16 protein-coding genes, 1 pseudogene and 1 riboswitch are annotated in these 18,783 nt (G+C 67.8%); of the genes and pseudogenes, 12 read left to right on the top strand and 5 right to left on the bottom strand.

Translation table 11 applies throughout. The annotated features are described in order from the left end of the window. The first annotated feature begins 2 nt into the window (after nucleotides 1-2). The 6 genes from ftsA (at nucleotide 3) to IDM45_RS10870 (ending at nucleotide 7,741) form a co-directional block, all read left to right on the top strand. Nucleotides 3-1,232 carry a cell division protein FtsA gene (gene ftsA / locus IDM45_RS10895; protein WP_209422860.1) on the top strand — a complete coding sequence of 410 codons (1,230 nt, stop codon included), beginning with the start codon at nucleotides 3-5 and terminating at the stop codon, nucleotides 1,230-1,232. Between the two features lie 169 nt (nucleotides 1,233-1,401). After that, nucleotides 1,402-2,616: a cell division protein FtsZ gene (gene ftsZ, locus IDM45_RS10890; protein ID WP_209422859.1), complete on the top strand. Its 1,215-nt coding sequence runs from the start codon at nucleotides 1,402-1,404 to the stop codon at nucleotides 2,614-2,616. 79 nt (nucleotides 2,617-2,695) lie between these two features. Beyond that, nucleotides 2,696-3,619, top strand: a complete 924-nt coding sequence (gene lpxC, locus IDM45_RS10885; protein WP_209422858.1) for a UDP-3-O-acyl-N-acetylglucosamine deacetylase — start codon at nucleotides 2,696-2,698, stop codon at nucleotides 3,617-3,619. Nucleotides 3,620-3,643: 24 nt separating this feature from the next. Next, the gene (locus IDM45_RS10880; RefSeq protein ID WP_209422857.1) at nucleotides 3,644-3,820 is read left to right on the top strand and encodes a hypothetical protein; all 177 of its coding nucleotides are present in this window, start codon (nucleotides 3,644-3,646) and stop codon (nucleotides 3,818-3,820) included. Nucleotides 3,821-3,888: 68 nt separating this feature from the next. Further along, nucleotides 3,889-4,001: riboswitch (TPP riboswitch) on the top strand. Between the two features lie 80 nt (nucleotides 4,002-4,081). Next, a complete protein-coding gene (gene thiC, locus IDM45_RS10875) occupies nucleotides 4,082-5,962 on the top strand; it encodes a phosphomethylpyrimidine synthase ThiC (RefSeq protein ID WP_209422856.1) in 1,881 nt (626 codons plus the stop codon). Between the two features lie 180 nt (nucleotides 5,963-6,142). Then, nucleotides 6,143-7,741: a methyl-accepting chemotaxis protein gene (locus IDM45_RS10870; protein ID WP_209422855.1), complete on the top strand. Its 1,599-nt coding sequence runs from the start codon at nucleotides 6,143-6,145 to the stop codon at nucleotides 7,739-7,741. On the opposite strand, the gene IDM45_RS10865 is transcribed toward IDM45_RS10870, so the two are convergent. The 5 genes from IDM45_RS10865 to rodA all read right to left on the bottom strand — a co-directional run bounded on the left by IDM45_RS10865 (nucleotide 7,735) and on the right by rodA (nucleotide 12,797). Next, entirely contained in the window at nucleotides 7,735-8,046 is a 312-nt protein-coding gene (locus tag IDM45_RS10865; protein ID WP_209422854.1) for a hypothetical protein, read from the bottom strand. The genes IDM45_RS10870 and IDM45_RS10865 overlap by 7 nt on opposite strands. A gap of 45 nt (nucleotides 8,047-8,091) precedes the next feature. Further along, nucleotides 8,092-9,213: a 3-deoxy-7-phosphoheptulonate synthase gene (locus IDM45_RS10860; RefSeq protein ID WP_209422853.1), complete on the bottom strand. Its 1,122-nt coding sequence runs from the start codon at nucleotides 9,211-9,213 to the stop codon at nucleotides 8,092-8,094. 254 nt (nucleotides 9,214-9,467) lie between these two features. Beyond that, on the bottom strand, nucleotides 9,468-10,040 hold the full coding sequence (locus IDM45_RS10855) for a hypothetical protein (protein WP_209422852.1): 573 nt from the start codon (nucleotides 10,038-10,040) through the stop codon (nucleotides 9,468-9,470). A gap of 43 nt (nucleotides 10,041-10,083) precedes the next feature. Then, nucleotides 10,084-11,544, bottom strand: a complete 1,461-nt coding sequence (tldD, locus tag IDM45_RS10850; protein WP_209422851.1) for a metalloprotease TldD — start codon at nucleotides 11,542-11,544, stop codon at nucleotides 10,084-10,086. A gap of 62 nt (nucleotides 11,545-11,606) precedes the next feature. Beyond that, on the bottom strand, nucleotides 11,607-12,797 hold the full coding sequence (gene rodA, locus IDM45_RS10845) for a rod shape-determining protein RodA (RefSeq protein WP_209422850.1): 1,191 nt from the start codon (nucleotides 12,795-12,797) through the stop codon (nucleotides 11,607-11,609). A gap of 44 nt (nucleotides 12,798-12,841) precedes the next feature. Between rodA and IDM45_RS10840 the strand changes: the two genes are divergently transcribed. The 6 genes and pseudogenes from IDM45_RS10840 to ruvC all read left to right on the top strand — a co-directional run bounded on the left by IDM45_RS10840 (nucleotide 12,842) and on the right by ruvC (nucleotide 18,774). After that, nucleotides 12,842-13,435 carry a YqiA/YcfP family alpha/beta fold hydrolase gene (locus IDM45_RS10840; RefSeq protein ID WP_209422849.1) on the top strand — a complete coding sequence of 198 codons (594 nt, stop codon included), beginning with the start codon at nucleotides 12,842-12,844 and terminating at the stop codon, nucleotides 13,433-13,435. A gap of 139 nt (nucleotides 13,436-13,574) precedes the next feature. Continuing rightward, nucleotides 13,575-15,658: pseudogene (locus IDM45_RS10835) on the top strand (ribonuclease catalytic domain-containing protein). Nucleotides 15,659-15,678: 20 nt separating this feature from the next. Then, nucleotides 15,679-16,521, top strand: coding sequence for an energy transducer TonB (locus IDM45_RS10830; RefSeq protein WP_408631665.1), 843 nt, complete (start codon nucleotides 15,679-15,681; stop codon nucleotides 16,519-16,521). A 27-nt stretch (nucleotides 16,522-16,548) separates the two neighbouring features. Beyond that, the gene (aroE, locus tag IDM45_RS10825; protein ID WP_209422847.1) at nucleotides 16,549-17,400 is read left to right on the top strand and encodes a shikimate dehydrogenase; all 852 of its coding nucleotides are present in this window, start codon (nucleotides 16,549-16,551) and stop codon (nucleotides 17,398-17,400) included. 27 nt (nucleotides 17,401-17,427) lie between these two features. Further along, the gene (gene mtgA / locus IDM45_RS10820) at nucleotides 17,428-18,141 is read left to right on the top strand and encodes a monofunctional biosynthetic peptidoglycan transglycosylase (protein WP_209422846.1); all 714 of its coding nucleotides are present in this window, start codon (nucleotides 17,428-17,430) and stop codon (nucleotides 18,139-18,141) included. 84 nt (nucleotides 18,142-18,225) lie between these two features. Continuing rightward, a complete protein-coding gene (gene ruvC, locus IDM45_RS10815) occupies nucleotides 18,226-18,774 on the top strand; it encodes a crossover junction endodeoxyribonuclease RuvC (protein ID WP_209422845.1) in 549 nt (182 codons plus the stop codon). Nucleotides 18,775-18,783: the final 9 nt, after the last annotated feature.

The following is an 18,783-nucleotide window of genomic DNA, read 5'->3' as shown; positions in this document are numbered from 1 at the left end:
GCATGGCAAGGGAATACAAGGACGTCGTGGTGGGGCTGGACATCGGCACGGCCAAGGTCATGGCCGTGGTGGCCGAGGTGCTGCCCGGTGGCGAGCTGAAACTCGCCGGTTTGGGCATCGCCCCGGGCAATGGCCTCAAGCGCGGCGTGGTGGTCAACATCGATGCCACGGTGCAAAGCATCCAGCAGGCGCTCAAGGAGGCGGAGCTGATGGCCGACTGCCGCATCCAGCGCGTCTATACCGGCATCACTGGCAGCCATATCCGTGGGCGCAACTCGCGCGGCATGGTGGCCATCAAGGATCGCGAGGTCTCAGCCACCGACGTGGCGCGGGTGGTCGAGACGGCCAAGGCCATCAACATCTCCAGCGACCAGCGATTGCTGCTGGTCGAGCCGCAGGAGTTCGTGATCGACGGCCAGGATGTGCGCGAGCCCATCGGCATGAGCGGCATCCGCCTGGAGGCCAACATCCACATCGTCACCGGCGCGCAGAGTGCGGCGGAGAACATCATCAAGTGCGTGCGCCGCTGTGGCCTGGAGGTCGAGCAGCTGATGCTCAACCCGCTGGCCTCCAGCCACGCCGTGCTCACCGATGACGAGCGCGAGCTGGGCGTGGCGCTGGTGGACATCGGCGCAGGCACCACCGACATCGCCGTGTTCACCGGTGGCGCCATCCGGCATACCGCAGTAATCCCGATTGCCGGGGACTTGATTACCAGCGACATTGCCATGGCGCTCAGGACGCCGACCAAGGACGCCGAGGACATCAAGGTCGAGAGCGGCTATGCCAAGCAGCTGCTGGCCGACCCCGAGGGGCAGGTCGAGGTGCCGGGCCTGGGCGACCGCAGCCCGCGCATGTTGTCGCGCCAGGCGCTGGCCGGCGTCATCGAGCCGCGTGTGGAAGAGATTTTCTCGCTGGTGCAGCAGGTCATCCGCGAGTCCGGCTACGAAGAGGTGCTGTCCTCGGGGATAGTGCTCACCGGGGGCAGCGCCGTCATGCCGGGCATGGTGGAGCTGGGCGAGGACATCTTTCTGAAGCCCGTGCGCCGTGGCATACCGAAGTATTCCGGCGCTTTGGCTGACATGATTGCCCAGCCGCGTGCGGCTACCGTTATGGGCCTTTTGGAGGAAGCCCGCCTGGCGCGCCTGCGTGGCTTCAAGGTGGCCGCCAAGAGCAGCACCGTGAAGACGGCCTTTGGCCGTTTCAAGGATTTCATTGTGGGGAATTTCTGACATGTACCTTCGCAAACACAGAAAGTGCGGGCGATGGCGAAAATCCAGGCCAAGTTCAAGCCAGAGGCCGGCAGATGAGGCCGGCGCGGCAACGCAACAAACGCAATAAAGTTTGCCAATTTCTTTTTCCAGCTACACCACTTCAGCAAGCAGACACGGGAGCACGCACATGAGCATCGAAATGATCGAGTCCGAAGAGTTCAACCAGGGCACGCGCATCAAGGTGATCGGGGTGGGCGGCGGAGGCGGCAATGCCGTCGAACACATGATCGCGCGCAACGTTCAGGGCGTGGAGTTCATCAGCGCCAACACCGACGCGCAGCAGCTGCTGCGCAGTTCGGCGCACCGCACTATCCAGCTCGGCCACAACGGCCTGGGCGCGGGCAACAAGCCCGATCGCGCACGCGAGGCCGCCACCCAGGCCGAGGAAGATATCCGCCAGGTGATCGAGGGTGCCAACATGCTGTTCATCACTGCCGGCATGGGCGGGGGCACCGGCACGGGCGCCGCGCCCGTGATTGCGCGCGTGGCCAAGGAGATGGGCATCCTCACCGTGGGCGTGGTCACCAAGCCCTTCGAGTGGGAAGGCAGCCGCAAGATGAAGAACGCGGAAGAAGGCCTGGCCGAGCTGGAGGCCAACGTGGACTCGCTGATCGTCGTGCTCAACGAGAAGCTGCTGGAGGTGCTGGGCGACGACATCGGCCAGGAGGAAGCCTTCGCCCATGCCAACGACGTGCTCAAGAACGCCGTGGGCGGCATTGCCGAGATCATCAACGAGTACGGCCAGGTGAACGTGGACTTCGAGGACGTGCGCACCGTGATGGGCGAGCCGGGCCGCGCCATGATGGGCACGGCCACGGCCAGCGGCCCGGATCGCGCCCGCATCGCCGCCGAGCAGGCCATTGCCTGTCCGCTGCTGGAGGGCATAGACCTGTCGGGTGCCAAGGGCGTGCTGGTGCTGGTCACGGCGGCCAAGGGCAGCCTGAAGCTGGCCGAGTCGCGACTGGCCATGACCACCATCAACGCCTACGCTTCGCAGGACGCCCAGGTGATCTTTGGCGCCGCCTATGACGAGTCCCTGGAGGACGCCATCCGCGTCACGGTGATCGCCACCGGACTGGCACGCGCCGGCGCGCGTCGCCAGGCCATGCAGGTGGTGCAGGGCAGCCTGCGCACCGGCACCGACAACGTCGCCTACACCATGCCCGGGGCTGGCTCTGCGACGGCAGCCAGCGCAGTGGTCGGCGGCGACTACGGCAACATGACGGTGCCCAGCGTCTGGCGCAACAATCGCACGCAGGCCACGGCGCGAGTCGATGCCCTGTCCTCGGGCGGCATGGACGAGCTGGACATCCCGGCTTTCCTGCGCAAGCAGGCAGACTGATGGACGGCGGGCTGGCCCGCCACCTGCTCCAGGGCCGGGCTTGTCAGCCCGGTTTTTCATTGCTTCCTAGAATCTGCCGATGCTCCAGCAACGCACCATCAAGACCCTGACGCGCGCCGTGGGCATGGGTCTGCACAGCGGCCAGCGGGTCGAGCTGACCCTGCGCCCGGCGGCGCCCGACACCGGCATCGTCTTTCGCCGGATCGATCTGCCCGAGCCGGTGGACATTCCCATCAGCGCCGAGGCAGTGGTGGACACGCGCATGGCCTCCACCATCGGTGTCGGCGGCGCCAAGGTACACACCGTGGAGCACCTGATGTCCGCCTGCGCCGGCCTGGGGCTGGACAACCTCTACATCGACATCACCGCCGAGGAAGTGCCCATCCTGGATGGCTCGTCGGCCTCCTTCGTCTTCCTGCTGCAAAGCGCTGGCATCGAGCTGCAGAACGCGCCCAAGCGCTTCATCCGCGTGACGCGGCTGGTGGAGGTGCGCGAGGGCGAGGGCAGCAACCTCAAGTGGGCGCGCCTTGCGCCCTACCACGGCTTCAAGCTGCGCTTCGAGATCGACTTTGCCCACCCGGCGGTGGACTCGACCGGCCAGAGCGTTGAGTTCGATCTGGGCGAGGGTAACTATGCGCGCGACATCGCCCGCGCGCGTACCTTCGGCTTCACGCGCGACGTGGAGATGCTGCGCGCCAGCGGCCTGGCCCTGGGCGGCGGGCTGGACAATGCCATCGTCATGGATGACTACCGCGTGCTCAATGCCGACGGCCTGCGCTACGACGCCGAATTTGCCCGCCACAAGATCCTGGACGCCATGGGCGACCTGTACCTGGTGGGCCGGCCACTGCTGGCCGCCTACAGCGCCTTCCGCTCGGGCCATGCCATGAACAACCTGCTGCTGCGCGAGCTGCTGGCCCAGCGCGATGCCTGGGAGCTGGTCAGCTTCGAGCACGAGCGCCAGGCGCCGCGCGGCTTTGCCCGGGCGGTGCGGGCCTGGTGAGCAGGCGCTGGTGGGGCTGAAGCCATGCTGCTGTTTCGCTGGCTGGTCATGCTGCTGTTGCTGGTGGCGGCGGTGTGCTTTGCCTTCTACGCCGGCACCGGCCAGGCGCACTGGCGGCGCCTGGGTTGGATCATCCTGAAGTGGACGCTGATCGCCGCCGGCATGTTCTTTGCCGTGCTGATCATGGAGCGCGTGGCCTGAGTAGGGGGGGAAAGTTGTGCGATGGGCGTTTTGCGTCCGCCCTGTGAGCAACGCCCAACGCCTATACTGCGCCCGCTCCGGGGTGCACGAACGACAGGCGTGCTGAGATGGCGAACCCGATCGCCAAAACCGCGAACTTGATCTGGTTAGCACCAGCGTAAGAAGAGCTGCAGCAGGAATGGCCCGGGTGCGTTTGCGAGCGCCCAGCCCTTTCCTGTCGATTGCGGAGCATTCCCTTCACCATGAACTGGAGTGCCTGCCATGAACGCCCCCGCCGATTTCTCCCATCTGCTGGCCCGCGCCCGCGAGCCGTTTCCTGCCTCGACCAAATCCTTCATCACCGGCAGCCGCGCCGACCTGCGCGTGCCGGTGCGCGACATCACGCTGACCAACGGCGAGGTGGTCAGCGTCTATGACACCTCCGGCCCCTACACCGACCCGGCGGCCAGCATCGATGTGAAGAAGGGCCTGGCCAGCGTGCGCGGCGCCTGGATTGCCGAGCGCGGCGACACCGAAGTCTATGAAGGGCGCAAGCCGGTTGCCCTGGACGATGGCAGCAAGAGCGAGGACGCCGCCCGCCTGGCCGTCCTGCGTGCCGAAGCCGCTGCGCTGCAACGCCAGCCGCGCCGCGCCAGCCGCGGCGCCAACGTCACGCAGATGCACTACGCCAGAAAGGGCATTGTCACGCCGGAGATGGAATACGTCGCCCTGCGCGAGAACGGTCGGCGCGAGTGGATGGCGCAGTACCAGCAGGATGCCGCACGCGAGCAGCGCCTGGCTGGCAACCCGCTGGGCGCCAGCACCCCCAGGATCATCACGCCCGAATTCGTGCGGGATGAAGTGGCGCGGGGCCGCGCCATCATCCCGGCCAACATCAACCACCCCGAGGCCGAGCCCATGGCCATCGGGCGCAACTTCAAGGTCAAGATCAACGCCAACATCGGCAACTCGGCCGTGACGTCGAGCATCGAGGAGGAGGTGGAAAAGCTGGTCTGGGCCATTCGCTGGGGCGCCGACAACGTCATGGATTTGTCTACCGGCAAGAACATCCACACCACGCGCGACTGGATCATCCGCAACTCGCCCGTGCCCATAGGCACCGTGCCCATCTACCAGGCGCTGGAAAAGGTCGGCGGCATCGCCGAAGACCTGAGCTGGGAGATCTTCCGCGACACGCTCATCGAGCAGGCCGAGCAGGGCGTGGACTACTTCACCATCCATGCCGGTGTGCGCCTGGCCTTCATCCATCTGACGGCGGGTCGGCGCACCGGCATCGTCTCGCGCGGCGGCTCCATCATGGCCAAGTGGTGCATGGCGCACCACAGGGAGAGCTTCCTCTATACGCACTTCGAGGACATCTGCGACATCATGAAAAGCTATGACGTCGCCTTCAGCCTGGGCGATGGCCTGCGCCCGGGCTGCGCGTCGGACGCCAACGACGAGGCCCAGTTTGCCGAGCTGCACACCCTGGGCGAGCTCACGCAAATTGCCTGGAAGCACGATGTGCAGACCATGATCGAAGGCCCTGGCCACGTACCCATGCACATGATCCAGGCCAACATGGCCGAGCAGCTCAAGACCTGCCACGAGGCGCCGTTCTACACCCTGGGGCCGCTGACCATCGACATCGCGCCCGGCTACGACCACATCGCGTCCGCCATCGGTGCCGCCATGATCGGCTGGATGGGCACGGCCATGCTGTGCTACGTGACGCCCAAGGAGCACCTGGGCCTGCCGGATCGCGACGACGTCAAGCAGGGCATCATCGCCTACCGGATCGCCGCGCACGCGGCAGACGTGGCCAAGGGCCACCCCGGCGCCCGCGCGCGCGACGATGCCCTGTCCCAGGCGCGCTTCGAGTTCCGTTGGCAGGATCAGTTCAACCTGGGGCTGGATCCGGACACGGCACGCGAATTCCACGACGAAACCCTGCCCAAGGACAGCGCCAAGGTGGCGCATTTTTGCTCCATGTGCGGGCCGAAGTTCTGCTCCATGAAGATCACGCAGGAGGTGCGCGAATACGCCGCCGCCCGTGGCGTGGGCGAAGCTGAGGCGGTGGCTGTTGGGATGCAGGCCAAGGCCGAAGAGTTCAACCGCGCCGGCGGGGATTTCTACATCCCCATCGCCACGCTTGCTCCTTGAGCGGGCTGTTGCCCAGCAAGGAAAGCGGGACGCGGCAGGCGCCAACAGCTTCGGCAGCCCGTGCTTTCCCGGGTTCTGCCGCAGCCCGGCGCTACCTATGATGCCTTCAGGGCGCAAGCACGCTCAACTCCAAAGGCTGGCCTCACAAGGGCTGGCTATTCTTTCCTTGAAGGTCTGCACATGTCCTTATCCGGGCGCATCTCCATCCGTGCGCGCTTGTATGCCGCGACCGTTTTTTCGCTGCTTTTGCTTGCCATCGTTGGCGCCCTGGGGTACGGCGCCCTGGAAAGCTCCCGTGCCACGGTACATGAGTTGTTTGCCCGGCAGGTGCAGACGCTCACGGCCATGACCGAGTTGCGCACCAGCCTGGGGCAGCTGCGACGGCTGGAAAAGGACATCGTCATCAATTTCAACAATGCCGATGCTGTCGGTACCCTGCGCCAAGTCTGGGACAGACAGCGTGCAGACCTGCAGGACGGCCTGGGCCGTGTTCGGGCACGCGCCGATCAGGATGCACAGTTCGGCGCAGCAATCGATCGGACACTGGCCGAGATCGGGCTCTATGCCGCAGGCGTCATCCCCATCTTCGAGCAGATCGAGCGTGCCCAGCTCGATGGTGCAGGTGCCGCAGCCTATGCCGAGCGCTTCAATGGACACATGGAAAGCGCCGACCGGGTGCTGGCCGAGCTGACCGATCAGGCGCGCCAGCACATGGAGCAGGCCCGCGCGCAACTGGACGCGCGCGCGGCCCGCATGGCACTCGTGATTGCCTTGGCCGTGGCGCTGGCGCTGCTGGTGCAGATACCGCTGACCCTGCTGACAGTGCGCTCCATCGCGCGTGCGTTGCGCCAGGCCAGCGAACTGGCCGAGCGCATCGCCGGCGGAGACCTGACCCAGGTGGTTGCAGCCACAGGCCGCGACGAGGTGGGCGAGTTGATCAACGCCATGGGTCGTATGCAGCAGGCGCTGCATACCCTGGTGGGTCAGGTGCAGCAGGCAGCAGGTGGGGTGGGGCAGGCCAGCTCAGAGATTGCTGCCGGCAACCAGGATTTGAGCCAGCGCACCGAGCAGACCGCAGCCAGCCTGCAACAGACCGCTTCGTCCATGGAAATGCTCACCAGTGTGGTGCAGCAAGGCGCCGAGTCCTCGTGCCATGCCAGCCGCCTGGCGGCAACGGCTGCCGATGTGGCCGGACGCGGTGGGGCCGTCGTGGGGCAGGTGACGCAGGCAATGGAGAAGATCTCCGAAAGCTCGCGGCGCATCGGCGATATCACTGCGGTCATCGACTCCATCGCCTTCCAGACCAACATCCTGGCGCTCAACGCCGCCGTGGAGGCGGCACGTGCCGGTGAGGCTGGCCGGGGCTTTGCCGTGGTGGCCAGCGAGGTCAGAACCCTGGCGCAGCGCAGTGCCCAGGCGGCGCGGGAAATCAGGGAGCTGATCCAGGTGTCAGCTGAACATGTCTCGGGCGGTGCCAGGCTGGCCGGGCAGGCGGGCGAGACCATGGCGCAGATTGTGGGCAGCGTGCGCCAAGTCTCGCAACTGGTGGCCGAAATCACCGAAAGTGCCGCCATGCAAAGCGACAACCTGGCGCAGATCAACCAGTCGGTGGCCCACCTGGATCGGATGACGCAGCAAAATGCCGCCCTGGTCGAACAGTCCACGGCGGCATCGGCTGCGCTGCATGGGCAGGCCCGGCAGCTGGCACGGGCGGCTGGGCAGTTCCGCCTGGAAGGCGGGCGCCCGCACCCGCGCCCGATCCCATCAATCGCTCAATAGGTCACGGCCATCGCCGGCACGTCGATGCGCAGCGTGGGCCGCGCCAATGCCGCCACGGCGGCCTGGCCGAACTGGGCGGCCCAGGCGGCATCGCCAAAATGGCGCGCCCCGGCGGCCTGGGCGATGACCAGCACCTTGTCGGCCAGCAGCACCTTGCCGCTGGCGCGCAGTGGTTCGCACTCCAGGCGGATGAATTCGTCATCCAGCCAGCGGCGCGCCTGCTCCAGCTCCATGGGGGTGCTGCCGTGCAGATCCAGGCGCTGCTCTTCACCGGGGGAGAGTGTGACGAAGACTTCGTTTTGCATGATGTGCGGCTTTCTTGATCGAGAGGGTTGGGGAAAAGAACAAGCTTACCCTGCGCTGCGCCGTGTCCGCACCGCAGCGGCCAGCTCGTCCAGCAGCGCCTGCGAGTCCTCCCAGCCCAGGCAGGCATCGGTGATGCTCTTGCCGTACTCCAGCGCCTGCGGCCTGTCGCTGCCGGGGGTGAACTTCTGCGCGCCCGCCACCAGGTGGCTTTCGACCATGACGCCGAACACGCTGCTGGAGCCACCGGCGATCTGCGCTGCAATCTCGCGCGCCACGTCGCGCTGCTTTTCATGCTGCTTGCTGCTGTTGGCGTGGCTGCAGTCCACCATCAGCGATGGGTGCAGGCCGGCAGCCTCCAGATCCTTGCAGGCGGCCTGGACATGGGCCGCGTCGTAGTTGGGCGCCTTGCCGCCGCGCAGGATGACGTGGCAGTCCTGGTTGCCCTTGGTGTGGACGATGGCCACCTGGCCGTTCTTGTGTACCGACAGGAAGTGGTGGCCCCGGCTGGCCGACTGGATGGCGTCGGTGGCGATGCGGATGTTGCCGTCCGTGCCGTTCTTGAAGCCGATCGGCGCCGAGATGCCCGAGGCTAGCTCACGGTGTACCTGGCTTTCCGTGGTGCGCGCGCCGATGGCGCCCCAGCTGATCAGGTCGCCGATGTACTGCGGGCTGATCACGTCCAGGAATTCGCTGCCGGCCGGCACGCCCAGGCGGTTGATGTCGATCAGCAGCTGGCGGGCGATGCGCAGGCCTTCGTCGATGCGGTAGCTGCCGTCCAGGTAGGGGTCGTTGATCAGGCCCTTCCAGCCCACGGTGGTGCGGGGTTTCTCGAAGTACACGCGCATGACGATCTCCAGATCGCCGGCGTATTGCTGGCGCACCGCCTGCAGGCGGCGGGCGTAGTCCAGCGCTGCCTCCGGGTTGTGGATGGAGCATGGGCCGATGACCACCAGCAGCCGGTCGTCCTGCCCCTGCATGATGCGCTGGATGTTCCTGCGCGTGTCGGCGATGAGGCCCTCCACTTCGGAGCCTCGGATGGGGAAGAAGCGGATCAGATGTTCTGGCGGGGGAAGCACGGTGATGTCCTGGATGCGTTGGTCGTCGGTCTGGCTGGTGGTCTCGACGTTGGGATACCAGGTATCGGGCGCGGGGATACGGGCGTTCATGGGTGCTTCCTCGTGGTGGACGTTGGATGGTTGAATGGACGGAAGGGAGAAAGAGGCCAAAAAAAACCGCCGGGCTGCTGTCAGCTTCGGCGGTTGTCTGGAGGGGGCTGTGTCTGGTGTGGGTGCGCGCGTGCCTCTCTCATCCGCCGGGGATGGAGAACCAAAAGTAAAAATAGGACACGCTGGCGCTGTACATAGCGAGCCAATGTAGCATGGTTTGCGGCACTGCAACATGCCTTGGTGTTGCCGCTGTGCTACAGGCGCTGTCCGCCCAGCCAGGCGCGCAGGCGCGCCAGCAGGGTGGGGCGGGATGGCCTGGGCGGTGTGGAAGGTGGCGCGGCGCGCTGCGGGGCGGTGCTTTGCTGTTCATAAAGATCAAGCACCAGCAGCGCTTCGCCCAGGGTGCGCCAGGCCAGACGCTCGAAGTCCTGGAAGCATTGCGGCTCCGCCGAGCTGCGCCGGCGCAGCGTCTCGCGCCAGCCCTCCAGCGCCTGGCGCAGCGACTGCACCGCCTGCTGGTATGCGCCGAATTCGTACAGGCCATGCCAGGCCGAGCCCATGCCGGTCAGCAGCAACTGATGCTGGCGTATCTGGTGCGACAGCCTGGCGGCCTGGCGCTCGATGGTGTCGATGGATGACTGCGTGCGGCGCACGTGGGCGGTGCGCTCCACCAGGGCCGACAGGGAGGAGACGCTCAGGCGCAGCGACTGGGTTTCGGGATTGGCCGCATCCTGCTGCAGAAAGCGGGTGACACCGGCAAAGTCCAGGCCCGAACTGATGACCTGGTGATCGGACAGTGTGGTGCTCTGGCTTGGCGATGAGGTCATGACCGGCCAGGCCTCCAGTGGATGCAGCAGTGCCCGGCAAGCCTCAGGCCGTGCCGCCCACCGTGAGGCCTTCGATGCGCATGGTCGGCTGGCCTACGCCCACCGGCACGCTCTGGCCTTCCTTGCCGCAGGTGCCCACGCCGCTGTCCAGCGCCAAGTCGTTGCCGATCATGGTCACGCGCTTGAGCGACTCGGGGCCGCTGCCGATCAGCGTCGCACCCTTGACCGGGTACTGGATCTTGCCGTTTTCCACCCAGAAGGCCTGGCTGGCCGAGAACACGAACTTGCCGCTGGTGATGTCCACCTGCCCGCCGCCGAAGTTGGTCGCATACAGGCCGCGCTCGATGCTGGCGATGATCTCGCGCGGATCCTTGTCGCCGGCCAGCATGTAGGTGTTGGTCATGCGCGGCATGGGCAGGTGGGCGTAGCTCTCGCGCCGGCCATTGCCGGTGGTCGGCACGCCCATCAGGCGCGCATTCAGGCTGTCCTGGATGTAGCCCGTGAGGATGCCGTCCTCGATCAGCACGTTCTTCTGCGTGGCGTGGCCCTCGTCGTCGATGTTCAGCGAGCCGCGCCGCTCGGCAATGGTGCCGTCGTCGAGTACCGTGACGCCCCGGGCGGCCACGCGCTCGCCGATGCGACCGCTGAAGGCGCTGGAGCCCTTGCGATTGAAGTCGCCCTCCAGCCCGTGACCGACGGCCTCGTGCAGCAGCACGCCGGGCCAGCCGGGGCCGAGCACCACGGTCATCTCGCCCGCCGGCGCTGCTCGCGCGTCCAGGTTGGTCAGGGCGGCGTTGACTGCCTCATCGACGTACTCGGCAATCTGCAGATCGGTGAAATAGGCCAGGCCGAAGCGCCCGCCGCCGCCCGAGGAGCCGACCTCACGGCGCCCGCCCTGCTCGGCGATCACCGTGACCGACAGGCGCACCAGCGGGCGCACGTCGGCGGCCAGGGTGCCGTCGGCGCGCGCCACCAGCACCACGTCGTACTCGCTGGCCAGGCCGGCCATGACCTGCACGATGCGCGGATCGCGGCTGCGCGCGCGTTGCTCGACACGTTCGAGCAACTGCACCTTGGCCGTGCTGTCCATGCTGGCAATCGGATCGATGGCGGGATACAGCAGTCGGCTTTTTGCTATTTTTTTGCTAGCTACCCGCGCACGTCCCGCCTGCCCTACGGCGGAAATCGAGCGCACGGTGCTGGCCGCATCCATGAGCGAGGCGGCGGAGATGTCGTCGGAGTAGGCAAAGGCCGTCTTCTCGCCGCTCACGGCGCGCACGCCCACGCCCTGGTCGATGGAGAACGAGCCGGTCTTGACGATGCCCTCCTCCAGGCTCCAGCCCTCGTGGCGGGTGTACTGGAAATACAGGTCGGCGTCATCGACCTGGTGCGCGCGGATGTGCGCCAGGGCGCGCGCCAGGTGCGTTTCGTCCAGGCCGAAGGGGGTGAGCAGCAGCTCGTGCGCCGTGGCCAGGCGCTCGATGGTCGGTTCGCGGGAAATCATCGCGCGATTGTAGGCAGCGCCCGCTTTCCTGAAGGCGGCAGGGGCGGGCGGGCCGGCAGGTTTCAGGCCGCCTCGGGCTGCCAGGCCTGCTCGGCGGGCTGGTGCTGGGCGCGGGCGATCGACATCAGCACGCCCAGTGCCAGGCCCAGCGTGGCCATGGCGGTGCCGCCGTAACTGATGAAGGGCAGGGGCACGCCCACCACCGGCAGCAGGCCGCTGACCATGCCCATGTTCACGAAGGCGTAGGCGAAGAAGATCATTGACACGCCCGCGGCCATCAGCCGGCCAAACAGCGTGTCGGCCTGCACGGCGATGGCCAGGCCGCGCCAGACCAGCAGCAAATAGCAGGTGATCAGCGTCAGATTGCCGGCCAGGCCGAACTCTTCGGAGAACGCCGCGAAGATGAAGTCCGTGGTGCGCTCGGGGATGAACTCCAGGTGTGTCTGCGTGCCGGCCATGAAGCCCTTGCCCCACAGGCCGCCCGAGCCGATGGCGATCATGCCCTGGATGATGTGGAAACCCTTGCCCAGCGGGTCACGCGTAGGGTCGAGCAGCGTGCAGATACGCTGCTGCTGGTAGTTGTGCAGCACCGGCCAGCGCACGCCGTCGGCGCACAGCTGCGGCTCGTACCAGACCACCAGGCTGATGCCGACGGCAGCCAGCAGCACCGGCGGCAGCACCAGCTTCCAGGGCAGGCCGGCAAAGAAGATGACGGAGGCGCCCGCAGCCAGCACCAAGAGCGCCGTGCCCAGGTCGGGCTGCTTCATGATCAGGCCCACGGGCAGGGCCAGCAGGGCGGCGGCGATCAGGAACTCGGCGGCGCGGATCTGGCCCTCGCGCTTTTGGAACCACCAGGCCAGCAAGAGCGGCATGGCGATCTTCATCAGCTCGCTGGGCTGCAGCACCACGCCGATGTTGATCCAGCGCTGCGCCCCCTTCTTGGTGATGCCGAACAGCGCCACCGCCACCAGCAGCGCCACGCCCAGCGCATACAGCGGCAGCGCCAGCGTCATCAGGCGCTGCGGCGGCACCTGCGCCACCAGGAACAGGATGCCGGCGGCCAACAGCATGTTGCGCGCGTGGTCGGCAAAGCGCGTGCCGTGGTCGTAGCCGGCGGAATACATGGCCACCAGGCCGATGCCGGCCAGCGCCAGCAGGATCAGGATCAGCGGCCAGTCGAAGCCGCGCAGCAGCGGCATGATGCGCTGCGCCAGCGTCGGGGACTGGAAGGTCGAGCTGCTGAGGGTGGCCATGGGGCGGCGATTATCCGGCGCTGCGCCGCGTCACAATCGCGCCCATGCCCAATACCCATTTGCTGTATCTGCACGGCTTTCGCTCCTCGCCCCAGTCCATGAAGGCACGCCAGGTGGCCGACTACGTGGCGCGCCGGCACCCGGACGTGACCTTCTGGTGCCCGCAATTGCCGCCCTCGCCGGCCCAGGCCCAGGCACTGGTGGCACGCGGCATCGCCGACTGGCCGGGCGCGCGCATGGCCGTCATCGGCTCGTCGCTGGGGGGCTTTTATGCCAGCTGGGTGGCGCACCACAAGGGCTGCCCCAGCGTGCTGCTCAACCCGTCCACCGACCCGGCCGGCACGCTGGCGCGCCATATCGGCGAGCAGACCGCCTGGCACAACCCCGAAGACCGTTTTTTCTTTCGCCCCGAATACATCGACGAGCTACGCGCCTGGGATGTGCGGGATGCGCGCGGCCAGGGCAGCGCCGGGCCGCAGCTGCTGATCGCCGCCCAGGGCGATGAGGTGCTGGACTGGCGCACCATGGTGGCGCGCTACCCGCAGGCGCGCCAGCTGGTGCTCCCGGGCGGCGACCATGCGCTATCCAACTTCCCCGAGCTGATCGGGCAGGTCATGGAGTTCTGCGACCTGGCCTGAGGGTGTGTTCAGGGTGTGCGCTGGCGTGTGCCGCGCGCTCCCCGCCCAACGCCCAACTCCAGGGCGCGCGCCGTGCGCCACCCCCGCGTCGGTGCATTGCGGCAAGTGCCGGTCATGGGCGTGGGAAAATCCCGCCCCTATGCACGCACTGTTTGACGAAGCCGGCAAATTCCTGGCCGGGCGCATCCTGTCCGAGGCCGAGTCCTCCGCACAAATCGAGCTGGACTCGGGCAAGCGGGTCAAGGTCAAGACCGCCAACATCCTGCTCAGGTTCGACAAGCCGGCCCCGCCGAGCTGCTGGCCGGCGCGCGCGCGCTGGCCGCCGAGATCGAGCTGCCGCTGGCCTGGGAGTTCGCCCCCGAGGACGAATTCGGCTTTGCCGAACTGGCGCGCGAGTATTTCTCCGCCGCCGCGCCGCCCATGGAGCAGGCCGCCATGCTGCTGGCGCTGTTCGAGGCGCCGCATTACTTTCGCCGCGCCGGCAAGGGCCGCTTCAAAAAGGCTAGCGCCGAGGTCGTGCAGCAGGCGCTGGCGGCCATCGAGAAAAAGCGCCAGCTGCAAGAGCAGATCGACGCCTGGGCCGGCGAGCTGGTGGCGGGCCGCTGCCCACAGCCCGTGCTCGATCAGCTCTACCGGATACTGTTCAAGCCCGACAAGAATGCGCCCGAGTACAAGGCCGTGGTCGAGGCCAGCCGCGCCGCGCAGCTGGCGCCGCTGGCGCTGCTCTCGCGCGCCGGCGCCATCCAGTCGAGCTACCAGTTCCACTGGCAGCGCTTTCTGTTCGATTTCTTCCCGCGCGGCACGGGCTTTGCCCCGCTGGCCGCGCCCGAGCCGCCGCAGGAGCTGCCGCTGGCCGACGTGCAGGCCTTCTCCATCGACGACTCGGCCACCACCGAGATCGACGACGCCCTGTCGCTCACCGGCCTGGGCAGCGGCACGGTGCGCCTGGGCATCCACATCGCCGCGCCCGGCCTGGCCATCGAGCCCGGCGGCGAGTTGGATCGCGTGGCGCGCACCCGCCTGTCCACGGTCTATATGCCGGGCCACAAGATCACCATGCTGCCGCATGAGGTGGTGCAGCGCTACACCCTGGACGAGGGCCGCGCCAACCCGGCGGTGTCGCTGTACGTGAGCATCGACGAGGCCACGCTGGCCATCACCGGCCACGAAACCCTGCTCGAACGCGTGCCAGTCAGCGTCAACCTGCGCCACGACCAGCTCGATCACATCGTCACCGAGGACTGGCTGGCCCACCCAGAAATTCAGATAGAAAACACGCCGCAAGCCTTGTCTGACTTGCGCGAACAGCTATCATTTTTACACCGACTGGCGCGCCAGCTCAAGCTGCAGCGCGAGGAGGTGCGCGGCAAGCCCGAGACCTTCAGCCGGCCCGACTACAGCTTCCGCCTGCACGGCGTGGCCGGCGACGAGCCCGACGGCAGCGAGCGCGTCGAGATCAGCACGCGCCGGCGCGGCGCGCCGCTGGACTTGATCGTGGCCGAGGCCGCCATCGTCGCCAACAGCACCTGGGGCGAGTTGCTGGCCGACTACGGCGTGCCCGGCATCTACCGCAGCCAGGCCAGTCTGGCGCCCGGCGTCAAGGTGCGCATGTCCACGCGCGCCCTGCCGCACGCCGGCATCGGCGTGAAGAGCTACGCCTGGGCCACCTCGCCGCTGCGCCGCTACGTCGATCTGGTCAACCAGTGGCAGGTCATCGCCTGCGCGCGCCACGGCAAGACCGCCGCGCTGGCCGCGCCCTTCAAGCCCAAGGATGCCGAGCTGTTCGCCATCATCAGCAGCTTCGAGGGCACCTACAGCGCCTACAACGCCTACCAAAGCAGCATGGAGCGGCTGTGGACGCTCAAGTACCTGCAGCAAAACGCCATCGCCGAGCTGGACGCCACCGTGATCCGCGATGCCAATGCCGGCGGCCTGCTGCTGCGCGCCGACACCTTGCCGCTGGTGCTGCCGGCGCTCGGCCCGGACAGCCTGACGCGCGGCGCGCGCGTGCGCGTGCGCCTGGGCGAGATCGACGAGATCAGCCTGGACGTGCATGGCACGGTGCTGGCGCGCCTGGACGATCCGCTGGACGCCAGCGACGACGGCCCGGTGGATGACGACGAGGGCGAGGGCGAAGCCGTGGCCGGCCCCATCGCCATTGCCGTCGATGTGCAGGAGGGCGACGGCGCGCCAGCGGCTCCGGCTGCGCCCGCGTCGGCATGAGTCTGGCTGCCCGCACTGCCATGGCCCGCCCGTCCACCCTGCACATCGCCCTGGGCGTATCGGTGGCGCTGCACGCGCTGCTGCTCACGGTGCGCTTTGTCGATCCCGAGCGCTTCAACCGTATCTTCGAGGACACGCCGCTGGAGGTCATCCTGGTCAATGCCCGCTCCGAGGAGGTGCCGGACAAGGCCCAGGCCATCGCCCAGGCCTCGCTGGCCGGTGGCGGCGACGCCGAGGCGGGACGCGCCACCAGCCCGCTGCCGTCCTCGGCGCTGACGCGCATCGGCGACGACCTGGAGGAGTCGCAGCAGCGCATGGATCAGCTGCTGGAGCAGCAGACCCAGATGCTGGCGCAGCTGCGCCGCGAGCTGTCCGCGCTGCCTACGCCCGAGCCGCGCGCCCCCGCCGACAGCGGCGAGCAGCAGACGCAGGAGCAAAAGCGCCTGCACCTGCAAAAGCTGCTGGCCGAGATCGAGCGGCGCATCAACGAGGAAAACGCCCGCCCGCGCAAGCGCTACATCAGCCCGGCCACGCGCGAGGAGGTTTATGCCATCTACTACGACACGCTGCGCCGCCGGGTCGAGGACAAGGGCACGCGCAACTTCCCCGAGCACGCCGGGCAAAAGCTCTATGGCGAGCTGGTCATGATCCTGACCGTGAACCACGATGGCCGGGTGCTGGACACCGAGATTGCGCAAGGCTCGGGCAATGCGCTGCTCGACCGCCGCGCCGAGGCCATCGCCCGTGCCGCCGGGCCGTTCGAGCCTTTCGGCCCGCAGATGCGCGCGCGCGCCGACCAGATCGCCGTGGTCTCGCGCTTCAAATTCACCCGCCAGCAGACGCTGGAGACCGAAGTGCGCTGAATTTCCTGCTGACCTGCCTGACCCTGCATGACCACCCCTGACCTGTATTGCGTGATCGGCAACCCCGTGGCGCACAGCCGCTCGCCCTGGATCCACGCGCGCTTTGCCGCACTGACCGGCCAGCACCTGCACTACGAGCGCCTGCTGGCGCCCGAGGACGGCTTTGCCGACGCCCTGGCCGCGCTGGCGGCGCGCGGCGCGCGCGGCTGCAACGTCACCGTGCCCTTCAAGCACCAGGCGGCGCAGCTGGCGCACAGCACCAGCGCCCGGGTGCAACTGGCCGGCGCCGCCAATACCCTGGTGCTGCAGCCAGGTGGCCGCATCCATGCCGACAACACTGATGGCCTGGGCCTGGTGGCCGACATCGTGCAGGGCGCCGGCGTGGCACTGGCCGGGCGCGACGTGCTGCTGGTCGGCGCGGGCGGCGCGGCGGCTGGCGTGCTCGGGCCGTTGCTGGAGCAGCAGCCGCGCCGCCTGGTGGTGTGCAATCGCACCCACGCCCGCGCACAGGAGCTGGCGCAGCGCCATGCAGAATTGGCAGCACTACAAAAAGTAGAGCTGCTCGCACTTGGCCAGCAAGGGCTGGAACAGGATTTCGATGTCATCATCAACGCCACGGCAAGCAGCCTGGCGGGCGCCGATGTGCCGGTGCCGGCGCGGGTGCTGCGCCCGGGCAGTCTGGCCTGCGACATGATGTACGGCCCGGCCGCCGAGGGCTTTCTGTCCTGGGCGCGCACACACGGCGCGCAGCCGCGCGACGGCCTGGGCATGTTGGTGCAGCAGGCGGCGGCGGCCTTTGCCCTGTGGCGCGGCGTGCAGCCACCTGCCGCCCAGGTGCTCGGCGAGCTGCGCGCCGCCATCGCCGCCGGCCAGGCCTGAGCGGGCCGGCGTCGGGAGGCGGTGCCCATGCGCGCCCTGCTGCGCTGGCTGCTGCTGCTGGCGTGCGCCTTTGCCGCGCTGCAGCTGTTCTTCGTGCTGCGCATCGCCCTGATGGCGGTGCTGGCGCCCGAGTCCACGAGTTTTCAGCGCTCGCAGGCCTGGAGCCTGGTGCGCGCCGATGGCAAGCTGACCTGGCGCCAGCAGTGGGTGGCCTACGACCAGATCTCCGACCACCTCAAGCGCGCCGTGATCGCCGCCGAGGACGACGGCTTTGCGCGCCACGAGGGCGTGGAGTGGGGCGCCATGGAAAAGGCCTGGGAGCGCAACGCCCGCCAGGCCGCGCGCAGCCGCCCGGACAGCACGCGCGCGCCGCGCCTGCGCGGCGGCTCGACCATCACCCAGCAGCTGGCCAAGAACCTGCTGCTGTCGGGCGAGCGCACCCTGCTCAGAAAAAGCCAGGAGCTGGTGCTGGCCTTTGCGCTGGAGCGGCTGCTGAGCAAGCAGCGCATCCTGGAGATCTACCTGAACAACGTCGAGTGGGGCGCCGGCGTCTTCGGCGCCGAGGCGGCGGCGCAGCACTACTATCGCAAGAGCGCCCGCGCCCTGAGCGCCAGCGAGGCGGCGCGCCTGGCCGTCATGCTGCCCGCGCCCCGGCGCTTCGAGAAAACGCCGGCCTCGCCCTATCTGGCTGCACGCAGCCGCGCCCTGCTGGCGCGCATGGGGCGCAGCGAATTGCCTTGAATATCAGGTCAAATCAGCCTCAAACCCTTGTCTGACAAGCGTTGTCAGCTATCAATTAAAGAGCTTCAAGAGCTGGGTGAACCAATGAGAATCCTCGGCATCGACCCCGGACTGCAGACCACCGGCTTTGGCGTGGTCGATGCCGACGGCCAGCGCCTGAGCTATGTCGCCAGCGGCACCATCCGCACTGCCGGCGTGGCGCTGGGCGATCTGCCGGGCCGGCTCAAGGTGCTGTTCGACGGCATCAGCGAAGTGGCCTCGCGCTACCAGCCCGAAGCGGCGGCGGTGGAGATCGTCTTTGTCAATGTCAACCCGCAGTCCACGCTGCTGCTGGGCCAGGCACGCGGCGCGGCGCTGACTGCGCTGGTCAACGCCCAGCTGCCGGTGTCCGAATACACGGCGCTGCAGATGAAAAAAGCCGTGGTCGGCCACGGCCGCGCCGCCAAGTCGCAGGTGCAGGAGATGGTGCGTCGCCTGCTGGCGCTGCCCGGCCTGCCCGGCACCGATGCCGCCGACGCCCTGGGCCTGGCCATCACCCACGCCCATGCCGGCGCCGCCATGGCGCGCCTGGGTGCGGTGGCGCAGCTCAAGCGCCGCCAGCACGCGCTGTACAAGGGCGGGCGCAGCTATTGAGGGGCTGCG

The sequence above is a fragment of the Melaminivora jejuensis genome, from assembly GCF_017811175.1.
Taxonomy (GTDB): Bacteria; Pseudomonadota; Gammaproteobacteria; order Burkholderiales; family Burkholderiaceae_C; genus Melaminivora; species Melaminivora jejuensis.
This window is presented reverse-complemented; position numbering and strand designations above follow the sequence as displayed.